At 38.5% G+C, this 15,920-nt stretch carries 14 protein-coding genes; 9 read left to right on the top strand and 5 right to left on the bottom strand.

Features of this window, described 5'->3' with window-relative positions; all coding sequences use genetic code 11:
- The first annotated feature begins 2 nt into the window (after positions 1-2).
- Complete coding sequence (locus tag AC6CH7_RS05940) at positions 3-842, top strand: ferritin-like domain-containing protein (RefSeq protein ID WP_498261819.1); 840 nt, start codon at positions 3-5, stop codon at positions 840-842.
- Positions 843-936: 94 nt separating this feature from the next.
- On the opposite strand, the gene mqnC is transcribed toward AC6CH7_RS05940, so the two are convergent.
- Positions 937-2,061 carry a cyclic dehypoxanthinyl futalosine synthase gene (gene mqnC, locus AC6CH7_RS05935; RefSeq protein WP_068889664.1) on the bottom strand — a complete coding sequence of 375 codons (1,125 nt, stop codon included), beginning with the start codon at positions 2,059-2,061 and terminating at the stop codon, positions 937-939.
- Between the two features lie 113 nt (positions 2,062-2,174).
- Between mqnC and AC6CH7_RS05930 the strand changes: the two genes are divergently transcribed.
- Both AC6CH7_RS05930 and AC6CH7_RS05925 read left to right on the top strand, forming a co-directional pair.
- Complete coding sequence (locus AC6CH7_RS05930) at positions 2,175-3,419, top strand: M16 family metallopeptidase (RefSeq protein ID WP_498261818.1); 1,245 nt, start codon at positions 2,175-2,177, stop codon at positions 3,417-3,419.
- On the top strand, positions 3,412-4,686 hold the full coding sequence (locus tag AC6CH7_RS05925; RefSeq protein ID WP_498261817.1) for a M16 family metallopeptidase: 1,275 nt from the start codon (positions 3,412-3,414) through the stop codon (positions 4,684-4,686). The genes AC6CH7_RS05930 and AC6CH7_RS05925 overlap by 8 nt, the downstream gene beginning before the upstream one ends.
- A gap of 130 nt (positions 4,687-4,816) precedes the next feature.
- On the opposite strand, the gene AC6CH7_RS05920 is transcribed toward AC6CH7_RS05925, so the two are convergent.
- On the bottom strand, positions 4,817-5,050 hold the full coding sequence (locus AC6CH7_RS05920) for a DUF3858 domain-containing protein (RefSeq protein ID WP_498262344.1): 234 nt from the start codon (positions 5,048-5,050) through the stop codon (positions 4,817-4,819).
- 115 nt (positions 5,051-5,165) lie between these two features.
- Here AC6CH7_RS05920 and AC6CH7_RS05915 point away from each other — a divergent pair, with 115 nt between their 5' ends.
- Together AC6CH7_RS05915 and AC6CH7_RS05910 are read left to right on the top strand one after the other, a co-directional pair.
- On the top strand, positions 5,166-6,926 hold the full coding sequence (locus AC6CH7_RS05915) for an SGNH/GDSL hydrolase family protein (RefSeq protein WP_498261816.1): 1,761 nt from the start codon (positions 5,166-5,168) through the stop codon (positions 6,924-6,926).
- 150 nt (positions 6,927-7,076) lie between these two features.
- Positions 7,077-8,504 (top strand): Gfo/Idh/MocA family protein, encoded by a 1,428-nt coding sequence (locus tag AC6CH7_RS05910; protein ID WP_498261815.1) that lies wholly within the window; start codon positions 7,077-7,079, stop codon positions 8,502-8,504.
- Positions 8,505-8,642: 138 nt separating this feature from the next.
- On the opposite strand, the gene AC6CH7_RS05905 is transcribed toward AC6CH7_RS05910, so the two are convergent.
- On the bottom strand, positions 8,643-10,493 hold the full coding sequence (locus AC6CH7_RS05905; RefSeq protein WP_498261814.1) for an alpha-L-fucosidase: 1,851 nt from the start codon (positions 10,491-10,493) through the stop codon (positions 8,643-8,645).
- 39 nt (positions 10,494-10,532) lie between these two features.
- Positions 10,533-11,399: an AraC family transcriptional regulator gene (locus AC6CH7_RS05900; protein WP_498261813.1), complete on the bottom strand. Its 867-nt coding sequence runs from the start codon at positions 11,397-11,399 to the stop codon at positions 10,533-10,535.
- A 347-nt stretch (positions 11,400-11,746) separates the two neighbouring features.
- Here AC6CH7_RS05900 and AC6CH7_RS05895 point away from each other — a divergent pair, with 347 nt between their 5' ends.
- Complete coding sequence (locus AC6CH7_RS05895; protein WP_498261812.1) at positions 11,747-12,205, top strand: response regulator; 459 nt, start codon at positions 11,747-11,749, stop codon at positions 12,203-12,205.
- A 35-nt stretch (positions 12,206-12,240) separates the two neighbouring features.
- Positions 12,241-12,555 (top strand): recombinase family protein, encoded by a 315-nt coding sequence (locus AC6CH7_RS05890; protein ID WP_294870836.1) that lies wholly within the window; start codon positions 12,241-12,243, stop codon positions 12,553-12,555.
- Here AC6CH7_RS05890 and AC6CH7_RS05885 read toward each other — a convergent pair.
- Positions 12,550-12,792 carry a hypothetical protein gene (locus AC6CH7_RS05885; RefSeq protein WP_498261811.1) on the bottom strand — a complete coding sequence of 81 codons (243 nt, stop codon included), beginning with the start codon at positions 12,790-12,792 and terminating at the stop codon, positions 12,550-12,552. The two genes, AC6CH7_RS05890 and AC6CH7_RS05885, sit on opposite strands and share 6 nt — an antisense overlap.
- Before the next feature lie 294 nt (positions 12,793-13,086).
- Here AC6CH7_RS05885 and AC6CH7_RS05880 point away from each other — a divergent pair, with 294 nt between their 5' ends.
- Positions 13,087-15,129 (top strand): sulfatase-like hydrolase/transferase, encoded by a 2,043-nt coding sequence (locus AC6CH7_RS05880; protein WP_498261810.1) that lies wholly within the window; start codon positions 13,087-13,089, stop codon positions 15,127-15,129.
- Between the two features lie 202 nt (positions 15,130-15,331).
- Entirely contained in the window at positions 15,332-15,898 is a 567-nt protein-coding gene (locus tag AC6CH7_RS05875; protein ID WP_498261809.1) for a UbiX family flavin prenyltransferase, read from the top strand.
- Positions 15,899-15,920 lie beyond the last annotated feature (22 nt).

Genomic DNA, 15,920 nt, shown 5'->3' with positions numbered 1-15,920 from the left:
GCATGAATATCGTAAATATATTAGAAGAAATAGAAAAAGTAGATGGGGAGATCTATGAGAGATTAAATCCGAGAAGATCTGCAATGAATGATTTTTATAACATGGGTAAAAAAGTGGCTTTGGCAGCAATGCCAATGGCTTTAGGATCCATGTTTACCAAAGCATATGGACAGGCAGCTCCAGCTGCCGTTCTTGAGGTCTTAAATTATGCTTTAACATTGGAGTATCTGGAATATCATTTTTACAACCATTCTTTATTGGCCGCCCCTGGGTTAATTCCAGCCGGTCCCCCGACAGGTGCCATCACTACTATTCGTGACCATGAGAAAGCACACGTAGCTTTGTTAAAAGGAGCTGTTATACAAAATGGTGGAACACCAGTAGAGTTTGCTTACGCAGATTTTGATTTTACTGCGGGCGGTACATTTGGTGATGTCTATTCCAACTATGATACCTTTTTAGCCGTTGCTCAGGCATTTGAAGATACAGGAGTAAGAGCCTATAAAGGTCAGGCTACAGTGCTAAAAGGAATGGATGTTTTAACAGTTGCGTTACAAATCCATTCTGTTGAAGCACGTCACGCCGCCCACATCCGTACAATGCGCGCTGGCCGTGGGGCAACCATCAAACCATGGATTAGTCTTGGAGCAGGAGGTTCTGCTAACGATACTGGTATAGGTGCAGTTGATCCGGTTTATGCTGTTGAAGCTGTTGATATGCAGGCTAATGTAACTATCACAGGCATTGCAACAGGTGTGACTAAGGCGGCGGCCGTAGAATCATTTGATGAGCCTTTAACTAAAGCAAATGTTTTAGCAATTGCAGGATTATTTATTAAATAGTTTAAACCACACTTATTTTATATACAAGAGTTGTTTAAGTTTAAGAGAGGGAAGGGGCGAAAGTCCTCTTCCTTTTTTAACTATATGAGGAATCTTAGTAGTTAATCACTTGCTCTTCCAAATGTTCTGGCAAATCACGGTAATTATACTGTTGACCGCGTAACTGAGGTTCAAAGCCAGCTTCTCTAATCGCATCCTGTATTCCCTTTGCAGTAAAACGATGCGGAGCTCCTGCAGCCGAAACCACATTCTCTTCAATCATAATAGAACCAAAATCATTGGCGCCGGCGTGTAAACATAGCTCAGCAACACTTTTCCCTACGGTTAACCAAGATGCCTGTATGTTTTTAACATTTGGCAACATAATTCTACTTAGCGCTAGCATTCTTATATACTCATCACCAGAAACATTATTGCTAATACCTCTCAGGCGTTTTAATAAAGTACCATCATCTTGAAAAGGCCATGGAATAAATGCCAAAAATCCTTTAGCATCTGCAGGTTTCTCACTTTGTACTTCTCTAATCCAAACTAAATGTTCAAAGCGTTCTTCAATGGTTTCCACGTGTCCGAACATCATAGTGGCAGAAGTAGTGATGTCAAGCTGATGAGCTGCACGCATCACATCCAACCATTCTTGTCCACCGCACTTTCCTTTTGAGATCAATCTTCTAACACGGTCATTTAATATTTCTGCTCCCGCCCCAGGTAACGAATCCATACCAGCCTCTTTAAGTGCTTTTAAAACTTCGGTATGAGAAATGCCCTCAAGTTTTGCAACGTGTGCAATTTCCGGTGGGCCCAAAGCATGCAGTTTTAGATCAGGATATAGTTCCTTTAATTGTTTAAACAGATCTGCATAAAATTTCAAGCCTAAATCCGGATGATGTCCGCCTTGCAATAACAATTGATCTCCACCTAGTCTGAAGGTTTCTTCAATCTTTACTTTATAAGTTTCTATATCTGTTATATAGCTTTCATCATGTCCCGGTCTTCTAAAAAAATTACAGAATTTGCAGTTTGCAATACATACATTAGTCGTATTCACATTTCTGTCTATCTGCCAGGTAACCTTGCCACTGGGTACTTGTTTCTTTCTCAATTCATTGGCAACATAAGCCAGCTCAGCCGTAGCTGCATTATTGTATAAAAAAACACCCTCTTCTTTTGTTAAAAAGTCGAACTGTAAGGCCCTTTGTAGTAATTCGGCAGTATTCATAGCACAAACTTAGATAAAATTGATGCTTATATTTTCAATACTGTGCAATATTTTTATCAGTGTGCAAATGCTAACGCAGTTTTATCTAAGTTTGCCGGAATTATTTTTAATCTATGGTAGACTTTAATCGTTTTACATTACCCAACGGACTTCGCGTGCTTGTGCACGAAGATGATACAACGCCAATGGCGGTATTAAATATCCTTTACGATGTTGGTGCTCGTGATGAGGAGCAAGATAGGACCGGGTTTGCACACTTATTTGAACACCTGATGTTTGGTGGTTCTGTAAATATTCCTAGTTATGATGAGCCTTTGCAAAGAGTAGGGGGAGAAAATAATGCCTTTACCAGTAACGACATTACTAACTATTACATTACCCTTCCGGCTGTAAATCTGGAAACTGCCTTTTGGTTAGAAAGTGATAGGATGTTAAGCCTTGCCTTTTCAGAAAAAAGTTTGGAAACACAACGTAATGTAGTTTGCGAGGAGTTTAAACAACGTTATCTGAATCAACCATATGGCGATGTTTGGTTAAAGTTAAGACCACTGGCTTATAAAAAACACCCTTACCAATGGGCAACTATAGGTCAGGACCTAAAGCAGATTGAAGATGCAAAAATGGAAGATGTTAAAGCATTTTTCAAAAAACATTATAACCCTCAAAATGCCATTATGGTTGTAGGCGGTAATGTTAAAACAGAAGATGTTAAGGCCCTTGCCGAGAAATGGTTTGCACCTATTCCTGCCGGAGATAAATATAACAGGAACCTTCCTCAGGAACCATTACAAACCGAGGAACGTAAGGAAACCGTTAAGGCTGATGTTCCATTGAATGCCATTTACATGGCTTTTAAAATGCCTGCCCGAAAAGATCCTGAGTACCAAAGTTTCGATCTGATGTCTGATATTCTTTCACAAGGACAATCGTCCAGATTATACAATAGTTTATTAAAAGAGCAACAACTATTTAGTGATATACATGCTTATGTTACCAGCAGTATAGATGAAGGTCTATTTGTTGTAGAAGGAAAGCTTGTTCAAGGTGTTACCGTTGAGGCCGCAGAGGCTTCGATATGGGCTGAACTAACAAAACTAACGCAGCATGAAGTTACAGAAGAAGAAATCACCAAGGTGAAGAATAAATCTGAATCAATTATGGTCTTTGCTGAAATGAGTCTTTTAGATAAAGCCATGAATCTTGCCTATTATGAATTGTTGGGTGATGCCAACGGACTCAATACCGAAATAGATAAGTATTTAGCTGTTACCCCTCAGGGCATTCTTCAAGCCGCTAAAAATACCTTTGTAAAAGCGCAATGTTCAACTTTATATTATTTAAACGCCAAAGATGCTTAATCGTACACTAGCCCCGGAATCATTACAGGTTAATGAGATCAAATTTTTAGAGCCCTTAGCCCAACATCTCGACAATGGCATACCTGTTTTTACCATTAATGCAGGTAAACAGGAACTGGTAAGGATAGAGTTTATATTCGAAAATGTAAACTGGGATGCATCAAAGCCATTACAGGCCGTAGGAGTTAGTCATTTAATCAACAATGGTACTGCTCAGTTGAGCGCTAAGGAAATTGCAGATAAAGTAGATTATTATGGCGCATTTTTACAAACGGAATATGGAGCAGATCAGTCTAGCGTAAAACTATATACGCTTAACAAACACCTGCAATCAGTACTGCCTATTTTAAGATCAATCTTAAATGAAAGTATTTTCCCTGAACAGGAACTGGCTATTTTTGTTCAAAATCAAAAACAATCCCTACAGGTAAATCTTCAAAAGAATGATTTTCTTGCCAGAAGACAATTTGCAAATTCAATTTTTGGCGATACGCCTTATGGATCAAATATCGATGCTGAGGATTACGATGCACTAAAAAGGGAAGATCTGATCAACTATTTTAAAGCTGCTTTTAAACCAGAGAATTGTACCGTAATAGCTGCCGGAAAGTTCGAAGAAAACGAATTCGCGATACTAAATAACGTTTTTGGGAACCAGTGGGAAAATACTGAATCCTCTGTAATCAATAAATTTACATTTGAAGCGAGCCCTAAAGGTGAACTTTTAATTGAAAGGCCAGAGGCCATCCAATCTGCCATTAGAATGGGAGCTTTAAGTATTAGCAGAAATCACCATGATTTTCCTGGATTTCAGGTGCTAAACTGTTTGCTTGGGGGTTATTTTGGGTCACGACTAATGGCCAATATCCGCGAAGATAAGGGCTATACTTACGGAATAGGCTCGGCAGTTGTTTCTTTAAGAGATGCCGGATATTTCTTTATTGCAACCGAAGTAGGAGCAGAGGTATGCAATAATGCCCTTATTGAAATCGAAAAAGAAATCAACTTGTTAAAAACCGAATTGATTGCTGATCAGGAGTTAGACCTGGTACGTAATTATATGCTCGGTTCAATGCTTGGTAGTTTAGAAAATGCATTTTCTCATGCAGACAAGTTTAAGAACGTTTATTTCTCAGGACTTGATCATAACTATTACGAGAACTACATCACTACAGTAAAAACAATTACCTCACAAGAATTGAAAGATCTTGCTGGTAAATACTTAAATACAGAAACCTTTGCCAAGGTTATTGTAGGTAAGAAATAAGAGTCAGATGAATTGGTGATGAGGATCGCTTTTAAAAACGATCCTCATCCGGACCCTCGAAGAAGCTACGAAGCAAATTTATCTCAGGATCCCGTTTAAGCGGGTTTTGACAGTACCTTTTCGGATACCATTACTCAACAATTTTAGCAAAAATACCTTTTTGCTTATCTGCCTGATAGATTTTTTTAGAAAATGCTACATAGTCATTGTATTTCTCTGGCGGATATTTTTTGTTGTTAATCGTTTTTGTCCGGCTATAGATAAGACTGTTGTCTTTTTGTACCACTTTGGCTGTGTACTTGCCAAATTCTGATTCAATCACAATATCTTTAGGCATAAACTCTACTTTATAACCTTTAGGGATATTTTATCGCGTTCATGAGAGCGTGTAATTTGTTTGACAATAATATGGTATATCCCGATAACAAATAGAATAATTTTTTTTCATAATTAATCTATTTGTAGAATATATTTACATCATGAACCACAAACTAATTTACCTATCTGTTTTTATAATAATCAGTCAGTTAAGCATTGCTCAGGATAAAGCGAAATATAAGGTCTGGAATCCTGCAAATGATACTTTAAATGTTTTGGAAGGTCAGGGATGGCCAAAAAAGGTAAAAGATTATTACGATCGTTTACCGGCAAAGGCCGAAGGCATAGTGCGTGCAGATGTATGGAAGTTATCAAAGAACAATGCTGGTGTAAACCTGCGTTTCCGTACAAATTCAAATGAAATCATCGTAAAGTATGCTGTTAAAGGCAATCTGCAGCTTTCGCACATGCCGGCCACAGGCGTGAGCGGTGTCGATTTATATGCAAAGGACAGAGATGGCAGATGGCTTTGGAGTGCCGGTGCTTTCTCTTTTGGTGATACCATTACTTATCGCTTTAATAACTTGGAACAGGCTAATAATCCAGATCGGGAATATACACTTTACCTGCCATTGTACAACGCTGTAAAATGGATGGAAATCTATGTGCCCAACCAAAAATCGTTTACGCCAATGTCACTGCATCAGGAAAAACCGATAGTAGTTTATGGGACTTCAATAGCACAAGGAGCCTGTGCAACTAGACCTGGTTTGGCCTGGACATCCATATTGCAGCGCAAACTAGACCAACCCCTAATTAATCTGGGCTTTTCGGGTAATGGTCGTTTGGAGAAAGAAGTAGTTGATTTGCTTACAGAAATTGATGCTAAATTATACGTGTTAGATTGTTTACCTAATCTTATCTCTATATCAAAAGAAGATCTTGCAGCAAGAATTGAGGCCTCTGTACTTCAATTGCAGGCAAAAAGGCCGGGAGTTCCCATTCTGTTAACAGAGCACGATGGCTATACAGACGAGCTGATAAGCCCTAAAAGGAAAACCGATTATGATAATCCAAATATTACCTTAAACGATGCATTTAAGCAATTAAAGGCGAAGGGGATAAAAAACATCTACCTGCTTTCGAAGAAGGAGATAGGTCAGGACATCGAGAGTACTGTTGATGGCGTACATCCCAATGATATTGGAATGATGAACTATGCAAATGCATACGAGAAGACCATTAAAACGATATTAAACCAGCCTGAGGGAAATATCAGTACAACCAAACCGACTACACAATATCGAGAGCTTCCTGGCTATGACTGGGAAAAGAGGCATAACGAAGTGTTAAATCACAACAAAACCAATCCGCCTCAGTTGATTTTTATAGGCAACTCGATCACCCATTTCTGGTCTGGTGAGCCCTTGGCGCATGTTGCAAGAGGAACCGAATCATGGAATAAATATTTTAAAGACAAGAACGCCTTAAACATGGGCTTTGGCTGGGATAGGATAGAGAATGTTCTTTGGCGTGTTTATCATGGAGAACTGGATGGTTTTGCAGCTAAACAAATTGTATTGATGATCGGTACAAACAATTTGCAATTTAATACTGATGCCGAGATAGCCGAAGGATTAAAGGCTCTTATAACATCGATAAAAGCAAGACAAACGAAAGCAAAAATTCTTGTCCTTGGCTTGCTGCCACGCAGAGAAATGGAAGTCAGGGTTGCTAAATTAAATATGTTATACGCAAAAATAGCACTGCACTTAAAAGTTCAATATGCTGATGCAGGAAGTCTTTTGCTTAATCCAAAGAAGAAAGTAGCTGAAGCACTTTTTACGGATGGATTACATCCTAACGCACAGGGCTACGAAAAACTGGGGGCTTTTATTAATAAACAGATTACCAATAATTAAGCAAAATAATATTACGCCTGTAAAATGAAATTTACGCAACCGTTTGTGTGAAAAAAACTTTTCCTGCCTGCCCATAAGCTGTGTATATTGGTGGTATAAACTGATTTGACTTCTGGTCAAACACCTATTCTTAACCATATAAAACACAAGATGAAACCAAACCGTAGAAAATTTTTACAACAACTGGCAATAGGTTCCGGAGCTGTGGCTATCGGCCTTCCTACATTTGCCAATGAAAATGCACCTAGCGATCATGAGCTGGCAGTGGCATTACATCAGGGCAATAGTAGTCAGAGATTCAATATGAGTGGATATGCCGCTCCAAAAATTGATAAAGTAAGGGTTGGGATCATAGGTCTCGGAATGAGAGGCCCGGGTGCGGTTTCCAGATTGTCGCATATAGAGGGAGTAGAGATCAAAGCACTTTGCGACAAATTACCTGCAAGAGCTTCAGCTGCACAAAAATATCTTACTGATAAAGGCCTTACTAAAGCAAAAGAATACTCTGGCGAAGATGGCTGGAAAGAAATGATTGAAAAAGAGGATCTTGATTTGGTTTATATCTGTACGCCTTGGCATTACCACACGCCAATGGCTGTGTATGCTATGGAGCATGGTAAACATGCAGCAACAGAGGTTCCTGCTGCGCTTACGCTTGAAGATTGCTGGAAGCTGGTAGAAACATCAGAGAAAACACGCAAGCACTGTATGATGCTCGAGAATTGTTGTTATGATTTCTTCGAAATGCTAACGCTAAACATGGCCCGTAATGGCATGTTTGGCGAATTAATACATGCCGAAGGTGCATACATCCATAACCTGTTGGGGTTAAACTTCGATAAAAATGGTTATGCAGATATGTGGAGGTTAAAAGAAAACATCGATTATAATGGTAACATATATCCAACCCATGGTTTAGGCCCAATTGCGCAATGTCTAAACATTAACAGAGGCGATAAAATGGATTATTTGGTGTCCATGTCGACCAATGATTTCCATATGGAACATGAGGCTGAGGAAAGAGCCAAAAAAGATGATTTTTACAAACAATTTGTAGGTAAAAATTATCGTGGTAATATGAATACTACAACCATCAGAACCGCTAAAGGAAAAACAATGATGTTGCAGCACGATGTGACATCGCCAAGAATCTATTCCAGAATTCACCTGCTTAGCGGAACCAAAGGTTTTGCAAGTAAATGGCCAGAACCTGAACGTATTTCATTTGGCGAAGAATGGGTTACTGAAGATGGATTAAAGAAATTATATGATACTTATAGCCCTCCAATTATTAAACACGTTGGAGAGATCGGTAAAAAGATTGGTGGCCATGGTGGTATGGATTTTATTATGGACTGGCGTTTAATTGATTGCCTGCGCAATGGATTACCTCTTGACCAAAACGTTTATGATGCTGCATCATGGAGCTCTATAGTGCCATTAAGCAAAAAATCAGTATCTAAAAAATCTGGAAGTGTTGATGTGCCTGATTTTACCAGAGGAGCATGGACTAGCAATGCACCTGTAAACTTAACCCTAGATGGTGGTGGTAACACTACCGTTAGAAGCGTTAAATAAGAGCGGTTTAAAATAAAAAAAAGAAGAGGGTGTGTAAAAAGGTAAGGTCGTCATTTAGAGGTGAGCTATAGCAGGATGTTATTAGAATGACGACCTTACCTTTTTACACACGCCCTTCCTTTTTTATAAAACAAAATCTTACAAATTACTCTCAATCGCACCCACTTTTTCCCTGTAAAGGTCAACCGGGCCATCAAGCAATACCGCTACCACTGTAAGATCTTTATCAAGTCGATCTTTTGGCAATGGAATATAAACAATCCCGGGTACAGCACTCCAATAAAGTTTGTTGTATATCTGCGGTTCAATCATAGTTCCCTCTCCAACAATTCTAATCCGGCTAATTTTATTTTTAATTCCTTTTAACGCAACTGGCCCTGTAGGTTTTCCTTCCACAAAAAGATACACCGTCTGCTTGTCGGCAGATAAAGCGCTTGTACCTTGGTAATGTCCATCAGGCAGGCCTTTTCCTGTCTTGTATAAGCTCTCTGCATTTTTGGTGACCCATTTGTACAGTTCAGCGTTTAAACCTGTCTTGCCTGCTTCAAAGTCAAAGCCATCGGCTGGCAAATCTGTATCCTTAAACGGATTAACCCCATTATGCAATGAACTTGCAATGTTGTTAATCTGTGTTTTATAGTCTGCTTTTTTACTGGTAAGATCATTGAAACTTAAAGAAACTAAAGATTGATCATTCACTTCAACAGGGCTATCAAATTTTAGAGCAATTACCGTTACATCCTGATCAGCTGCGGATGCAGGGATCTTTATGGAAACATTTTCGCCATTGCGCTCAAAAGTCGCTTTCAAATCAGAGCCCACAATCTTAGCAGAGCGTACAGCCGGTTTGATTCCACTTAACAACAAGCCTCCATTATCCGGAATCCAGTCGGCATATAAATAAAGTGTTTTTTTATCCGCAGAAAGCGCAGTTTTTCCATTAAAATGACCTGCTGGTAAGCCAGCATGAGTTCCATAAATGGCTTCAGCATGCTTTTTAGTCCACCTGCCTAAACCTTTCAGGATATCCACCTGCTCTGCAGCAATAGTGCCATCGGCTTTTGGCCCAATGTCAAGTAATAAATTACCGCCCATGCTAATACAATCAACCAACGTACGAACAATCATATTTGGCGACTTATATTTAAAATCATAAGGCTGATAACCCCACGAATCATTCATTGTGTAGCACAGCTCCCAATGTTCGCTATTTGGCTTAAGTACCGGAATACCCTGTTCAGGAGTTTCATAGTCGCCATGATGATTCAAACGGGAATTGATTATAATATTCGGATTATACTTTTTAAGGTCTGCTGAAATCTTTCCGGCCTGCCATTCTTCCGCAGAATGCTCCCAATCGCCATCAAACCACAATAAATCAGGCTTAAAGTTCACAGAGATTTCATTCATTTGAGTATGTAAATATTTCTGGAACTTATCCCATCGCTTAGGCTCTTCACTAAGCTTATACCTTTTTCTGTCTCTGGTAAAACCATCATAATCAGGATGGCTCCAGTCTGGTAAAGAAAAGTAAATACCCGTTTTCAAGCCAGATTTTTTAACTTCCTTTATAAAAGGAGTAATTACATCTTTCTTAGCGGCACTTTGCTTTAAGGTAGTCGTTGCATCAATTGCCTTGCTGCCCCAAAGAGATACCCCATCATGATGCTTAGTGGTAATTACAGTATACTTTGCGCCACTTTCTTTAATCAGTTTAATCCATTCTTCCGGGCGATACTTAGCCGCCGTAAAACCAGCCAACTGCTTCATGTAATGATCATGATTGATGTAGTTATTAAAAAACGACCATGATTCGGATATGCCGTTTACAGAATAAATACCCCAGTGTATAAAAATTCCAAGTTTTGCATTGGCAAACCATTCCATTTTTTGTTTTTTGTTACCACTATCCTTAGCACCTGGTTGCTGGGCATTTACTTTGCCGCATAGCATTATTACAAATAGTAAAGGGGTTATTCTTTTTTTCATTAAAAGGACCGTTTTTTGTTTTTATGATTTAGTGATTAATTATTTTTGCAAATAAGATTTCTGATAAGAAAGCGGACTTTTTCCTGTTATAATTTTGAAATGTTTATGGAAGCTGGCAAAATTATGGAAACCACTTTCATAACAGATCTGTTTAACGTTCATACTGTCCTCAATCAATAATTTGCAGGCATGTCCAACCCTTATCTCACTTATAAACTGAGTATAAGTTTTCCTTGTTCTTGATTTAAAGTATCTGCAAAATGAATTAGGGCTAATGTTGGCCACCGCTGCCATTTCCTCCATCTGAATCTTCCTTTTAAAATTAGCCAGAGAGTAGTTGTAAATGGCATTGATCCTGTCATTTTCTGTCTCTTCAAAATCGTGGCGGAAACCGATAGACGACAATAGACTGCCTTGTGAGTAGTTTTCTATGGCCAGCAAGGCTTCTACGAGCAAAATAATCCTTTTAGGCCCTTCAGATAATAAAATAGACTCGATCAGTTCCCCAATTAATTTTTTGCTTTTATCTTGAATCTGAACACCCCTCTGCGCACGCTCCAGCAACAATTTAAGTGATTTGTTTTCAGGAAGATTTAAAAACGAATTACCCCAAAAGTTCTCACAAAAGTGTACCACAACTACATCTGCATTACTTTTTTCGTCATTAAAGTAATTATCATCAAATCGCCAGTAGTGGGGTAGGTGAGCCCCAACAAGTACTACATCGCCAGATCTGAAACGTTTAATGCTATCGCCAATAAATTGAGTGCCATTGCCTTTTTTAAAATAGATCAGTTCAACTTCGGCGTGGTAGTGCCAGCGGTTATTAATGTAAGGCACCTTGTCTCTTCTCGCGCTAAATGAATTTACAGAGTTGTTAGCTACTTTAAGCAATTGAGGTTTCATCTTAGTCTAATTTAGTTGTCAGATGTAAGTCACTTAACCTAACTTATACTTAAAAGAATAAGGTCAAGATCCGGTTCATTTGATTTGGTTAGGGTAATGATTTCTAAATGTATAAAAATCTTTTAAAATTACATGTATTGATGATTAAATGATATTAAATTGTAAAAATCGCTGAATATTTGATGATTTTTCGGCTCAAATGAAACTACGCAAACGTTTGATAGTAGCTTTAAACCGCCTTAATTATTAAGCAATACGATCCTTTTTTAATTGCATGAATATTAATAAAGAAAAATAAAACAGGATGATTTTTCGTTTGTTATCATAGGCTAGCTAATTAAAAAGGAATGATTGAATTATCCGAGAAAAAAGAGCGAAAATCACAAAATATACTAATCATTGAAAATGATGATGATTTAGTAGAGTTATTAGAAGAGTTATTTAATTACGAAGGCTATCAGGTACGTTGTTATAAAGAGACTAATGATATTTTTTCATTAATGGAGGATTTTACACCAGATATTGTATTGCTAGACTATTTACTTCCCGGAATTAACGGCGGAGAATTATGCGCCCAATTGAAAAGGGATCCGTCTACCAAACATATTCCCGTGGTGATATTTTCAGCATACTCTCAGGTATTGCTATCTCTGGGTAGCTATGGCTGCAACGCATTTATTGCTAAGCCTTTTGAACTGACTTCATTGTTAAATCAAATAAATAAATGTTTAGAAAATCCTTTGAAAATATTTACTGAAAAAGGGTTTGATAAAAAAACTTCCGCATCAGCGGGTGTTAATGAATAGGTAATCTTAGTTAAGGTACCAATAGAGTTTCAGTCATGAATGCAATTGGTTACATAAGGGTATCACCGTATCTGGAGTCTGTAATAGCTCAGGAAACAGCAATCAAGAATTTTTGCGAACAAAAAGGGTTAAACCTATTAATCGTATTTAAGGATACCGGCGAGTACAATGAAGATATGGAGCGCGAAAGCTGGCTCGCGCTCGAAGAATACGTAAGATATAACGAAAGCGGAGTCGATTTCCTACTGTTCTTACTACCAGCAAAAATAACAAGATTCAATAAAATGATAGATCAGATTCAGGATCATTTTAAACGGGAATACGGTGTGATGCTAGTAGCTGTATTATAGATTGTCTACGTGCTTACTAATAGCTGAACCTAACTCATCAACCTGTTTAGGCGTAAGTGAACCCCATATTTGCTCCCATTTTTCATCCTTTCTAATCTGGGCCTCTTTACCATCCAGGCTGCATACATAATACGGTATCCCATCGGTAGTTTCAGTTTGCTTAACTTCTACCTTAATCTTTTTTTGTTCGTTGTCATGAAGCATAACAGTGAACTTTAAGTCTTCAGATGCTTCCATAATTTTCTAATTTAGTTTTGTAACTTATATAACAACTAGCGCGAACTAAAGTTTGGCTTTTGTTGTGTTCCTCATATAGTTCACACCTCCTTCACAAAAAGTTTTGGGTTTGGTGTGAAGAATATGTGAAGAAACTTTAATGCTGTGAAGAACTGTACTTAAAACGTTATAAAAGATATATGATCAAAATTTTTAAGTTGTTTATATTTGGTGAACACTAATGTTCATCTTTAGATAATGCTAAAAGGAATCACGAAATTGTTTTTGTTGGGAAGCTGTGCTTTGATCGTTCTCATGCCCACCTTTGTTAGCGCACAATCAAAAAAAAGTAATGCTTCAAAGCCTAATGTCATATTTATCTTAACTGATGATCTTGGATATGGCGATCTGGGCGTGTTTTTTCAAAATCAGCGGAAGGAAAAAGCGGATCCAAAATTTCCTTATCAATTTACTCCAAATCTCGATAAAATGGCTGCCACTGGTGCGCAATTAACTAATCAGTATTGCAATGCCCCGGTATGTGCCCCATCCAGGGCATCTCTTTTAACAGGGCTTAATCAGGGCAACGCAAAGGTAAGAGACAACCAATTTGATAAGCAAATTGAAAATAACCATACTATTGCAACGGTATTGAAAACTGCAGGCTATGCTACATCGGTTATCGGAAAATGGGGTCTGCAGGGCGAAACTAAAGATGAACCTAACTGGCCGGCACATCCTCAGAAGAGAGGGTTTGATGATTTTTTTGGCTATATGCGCCATGCCGATGGGCATGAACATTACCCTTACGAAGGAATTTACAGAGGTAAAAAGGAAGTGTGGGATAATTATAAAAACCTAGCTGCTGATTTAGCGAAATGTTACACTACCGATTTATGGACAGCACGTGCAAAGAAATGGATAGTAGATCATGAAAGTGCCAAAGGACCCGAAAAACCTTTCTTTATGTTTCTTGCCTATGATTCTCCGCACGCTGTGTTAGAGCTACCTACTCAGGCCTATCCTGAAGGTAAGGGACTAAAAGGTGGTATACAGTGGCTCGGTACCCCGGGCAACATGATAAATACAGCATCTGGTAAAGTTGATTCTTTTGTGCATCCAGATTACAGAAATTCAACATACGACAATGGAAAAGTAAAAAATGCGCCATGGCCTGATACCTTTAAACGCTATGCTACAGCTACCCGAAGAATAGATGATGCAGTAGGCGATATTTTGCAGCTTTTAGAAGATCTGAAAATTTCTGAGAATACTATTGTTGTTTTTACATCTGATAATGGACCATCTATTGAATCTTATCTTCCGGCAGGTTATGCGCCTAATAACCCTGAGTTTTTTACAAGTTTTGGACCTTTTGATGGAATAAAAAGAGATGTTTGGGAAGGTGGATTAAGGATGCCAACTCTGGTAACCTGGGCTCAGCACATTCCGGCTGGTAAAGTGGTGGTATCGCCAAGTATGCTGTCAGACTGGATGCCTACTTTTGCTGATGTTGCAGGTATAAGTGCACCAGCCAGAACAAATGGTGTTTCGTTGGTTCCATCTTTAACAGGAAAAGGCAGCCAGGCAGAAAGTTTAATTTATTCTGAATATTCTGAAGGTGGTAAAACACCCGATTTTAAAGCTTTTGAAGCCAGCAGGAGAGGCCGGAAACGTGGGCAAATGCAAATGATCCGTCTTGGTGATTTTGTTGGTGTGCGTTATGATATCAAATCTGCCGACGATGATTTTGAAATCTATGATATAGTAAGTGACCCCAAGCAAACCACCAACCTTGCGTCAATACCTTCGTGTAATGAATTGCAGATTCAAATGAAAGCCAAGTCATTACAGGTTAGAAAGGCAGATCTTGAGGCTCCACGACCATATGATAAGGCCGAAATTCCGGCTGTTGAGATTTTAGATAAAACATATCCCGGACTTTCATGGAAATTCTTTAAAGGAAATTTTCCGTATGTAGTTTCAGAAACAGGTCTAACTGAAGTTTTAAATGGAATTAGCAAACATTTAGGAGAAGAAGTGCCAAAATCAAGACCGGGAATGACTTTGTATGAAGGTTTTATCAAGGTTCCATCCAATGGAGAATACAGTTTTTCACTTCAGGCAAGTGGAAAAGCTTATATGAGAATTCATGAAGCAGAGCTAATTGATGCGGATTTTGGTTATCAGTCGGTGAGTCAGGAAACAGAGCGTGTTTATCTCAAAGCCGGCTACCATCCGGTTAAGATTTATTATTTAAGAGCGGCAGGTAAAGAGCGCATACTTTCTTTAAAAATGAGATATAAAGATGGTGATTGGAAGCCCCTAAAAGGTGCCGATTTTTGCGCTATTAGATAATTTGTTAACCGGATTTTCTGACTTCGCAATAATATTCTAATTAAGATGAGAAAAAAGTATGTTTAAACTTTCTTTTATTCAAAAAGATAATTACATTTGGGCTTACCCTTTCGGGGGTATGTTTTTCATAGGTAGATGTAGGGTCGAAAATTAATTTTCGGCCCTTTTTTGTTATCTAAGGTTCCGTATCTTTATCCGTGCTATGAGGAAGAAGAAAATTATTGTTGCAATTACTGGTGCCAGCGGATCTATTTATGCTAAATTACTGTTAGATAGTTTGTTGAAATTGTCGGATCAGATTGAGAAAGTAGGAGTTGTAATGTCAGACAATGCCAAGGAAGTTTGGCGTTTTGAACTTCAGAATCAGGATTACGACAGTTACCCCTTTGCTTTTTACCCAAAAATGGATTTTAATGCTCCATTCGCATCAGGATCGGCAAAGTTTGATACAATGATTATCATTCCATGTTCAATGGGTACTCTGGGCAGAATTGCACATGGGGTTTCTAACGATTTAATTTCAAGAGCCGCAGATGTTGTATTGAAGGAACGCAGAAAATTAATAGCCGTAGTAAGGGATACACCTTTTAGCCTGATACACATCAATAACATGAAAGCTGTAACGGAAGCAGGAGGGATTATATGCCCTGCCAGCCCATCTTTTTATTCCTTACCCAAAACTATTGAAGAGGTTGCACAAACAGTAGTAAGCCGTGTAATAGATCTTGCAGGACTAGAGCAAGATAGTTATCGATGGAATGAATCATAATTTCATTTAAAACCTTATCTTT

This window comes from Pedobacter sp. GQ55 (genome assembly GCF_059758925.1).
This window is presented reverse-complemented; position numbering and strand designations above follow the sequence as displayed.

Excerpts from the sequence above, each read along its gene's own strand:
- AC6CH7_RS05940 (WP_498261819.1), top strand. The coding sequence starts at position 3 with ATGAATATCGTAAATATATTAGAAGAAATAGAAAAAGTAGATGGGGAG.
- mqnC (WP_068889664.1), bottom strand. The coding sequence starts at position 2,061 with ATGAATACTGCCGAATTACTACAAAGGGCCTTACAGTTCGACTTTTTA.
- AC6CH7_RS05930 (WP_498261818.1), top strand. The coding sequence starts at position 2,175 with ATGGTAGACTTTAATCGTTTTACATTACCCAACGGACTTCGCGTGCTT.
- AC6CH7_RS05925 (WP_498261817.1), top strand. The coding sequence starts at position 3,412 with ATGCTTAATCGTACACTAGCCCCGGAATCATTACAGGTTAATGAGATC.
- AC6CH7_RS05915 (WP_498261816.1), top strand. The coding sequence starts at position 5,166 with ATGAACCACAAACTAATTTACCTATCTGTTTTTATAATAATCAGTCAG.
- AC6CH7_RS05910 (WP_498261815.1), top strand. The coding sequence starts at position 7,077 with ATGAAACCAAACCGTAGAAAATTTTTACAACAACTGGCAATAGGTTCC.
- AC6CH7_RS05905 (WP_498261814.1), bottom strand. The coding sequence starts at position 10,493 with ATGAAAAAAAGAATAACCCCTTTACTATTTGTAATAATGCTATGCGGC.
- AC6CH7_RS05900 (WP_498261813.1), bottom strand. The coding sequence starts at position 11,399 with ATGAAACCTCAATTGCTTAAAGTAGCTAACAACTCTGTAAATTCATTT.
- AC6CH7_RS05895 (WP_498261812.1), top strand. The coding sequence starts at position 11,747 with ATGATTGAATTATCCGAGAAAAAAGAGCGAAAATCACAAAATATACTA.
- AC6CH7_RS05890 (WP_294870836.1), top strand. The coding sequence starts at position 12,241 with ATGAATGCAATTGGTTACATAAGGGTATCACCGTATCTGGAGTCTGTA.
- AC6CH7_RS05885 (WP_498261811.1), bottom strand. The coding sequence starts at position 12,792 with ATGGAAGCATCTGAAGACTTAAAGTTCACTGTTATGCTTCATGACAAC.
- AC6CH7_RS05880 (WP_498261810.1), top strand. The coding sequence starts at position 13,087 with ATGCCCACCTTTGTTAGCGCACAATCAAAAAAAAGTAATGCTTCAAAG.
- AC6CH7_RS05875 (WP_498261809.1), top strand. The coding sequence starts at position 15,332 with ATGAGGAAGAAGAAAATTATTGTTGCAATTACTGGTGCCAGCGGATCT.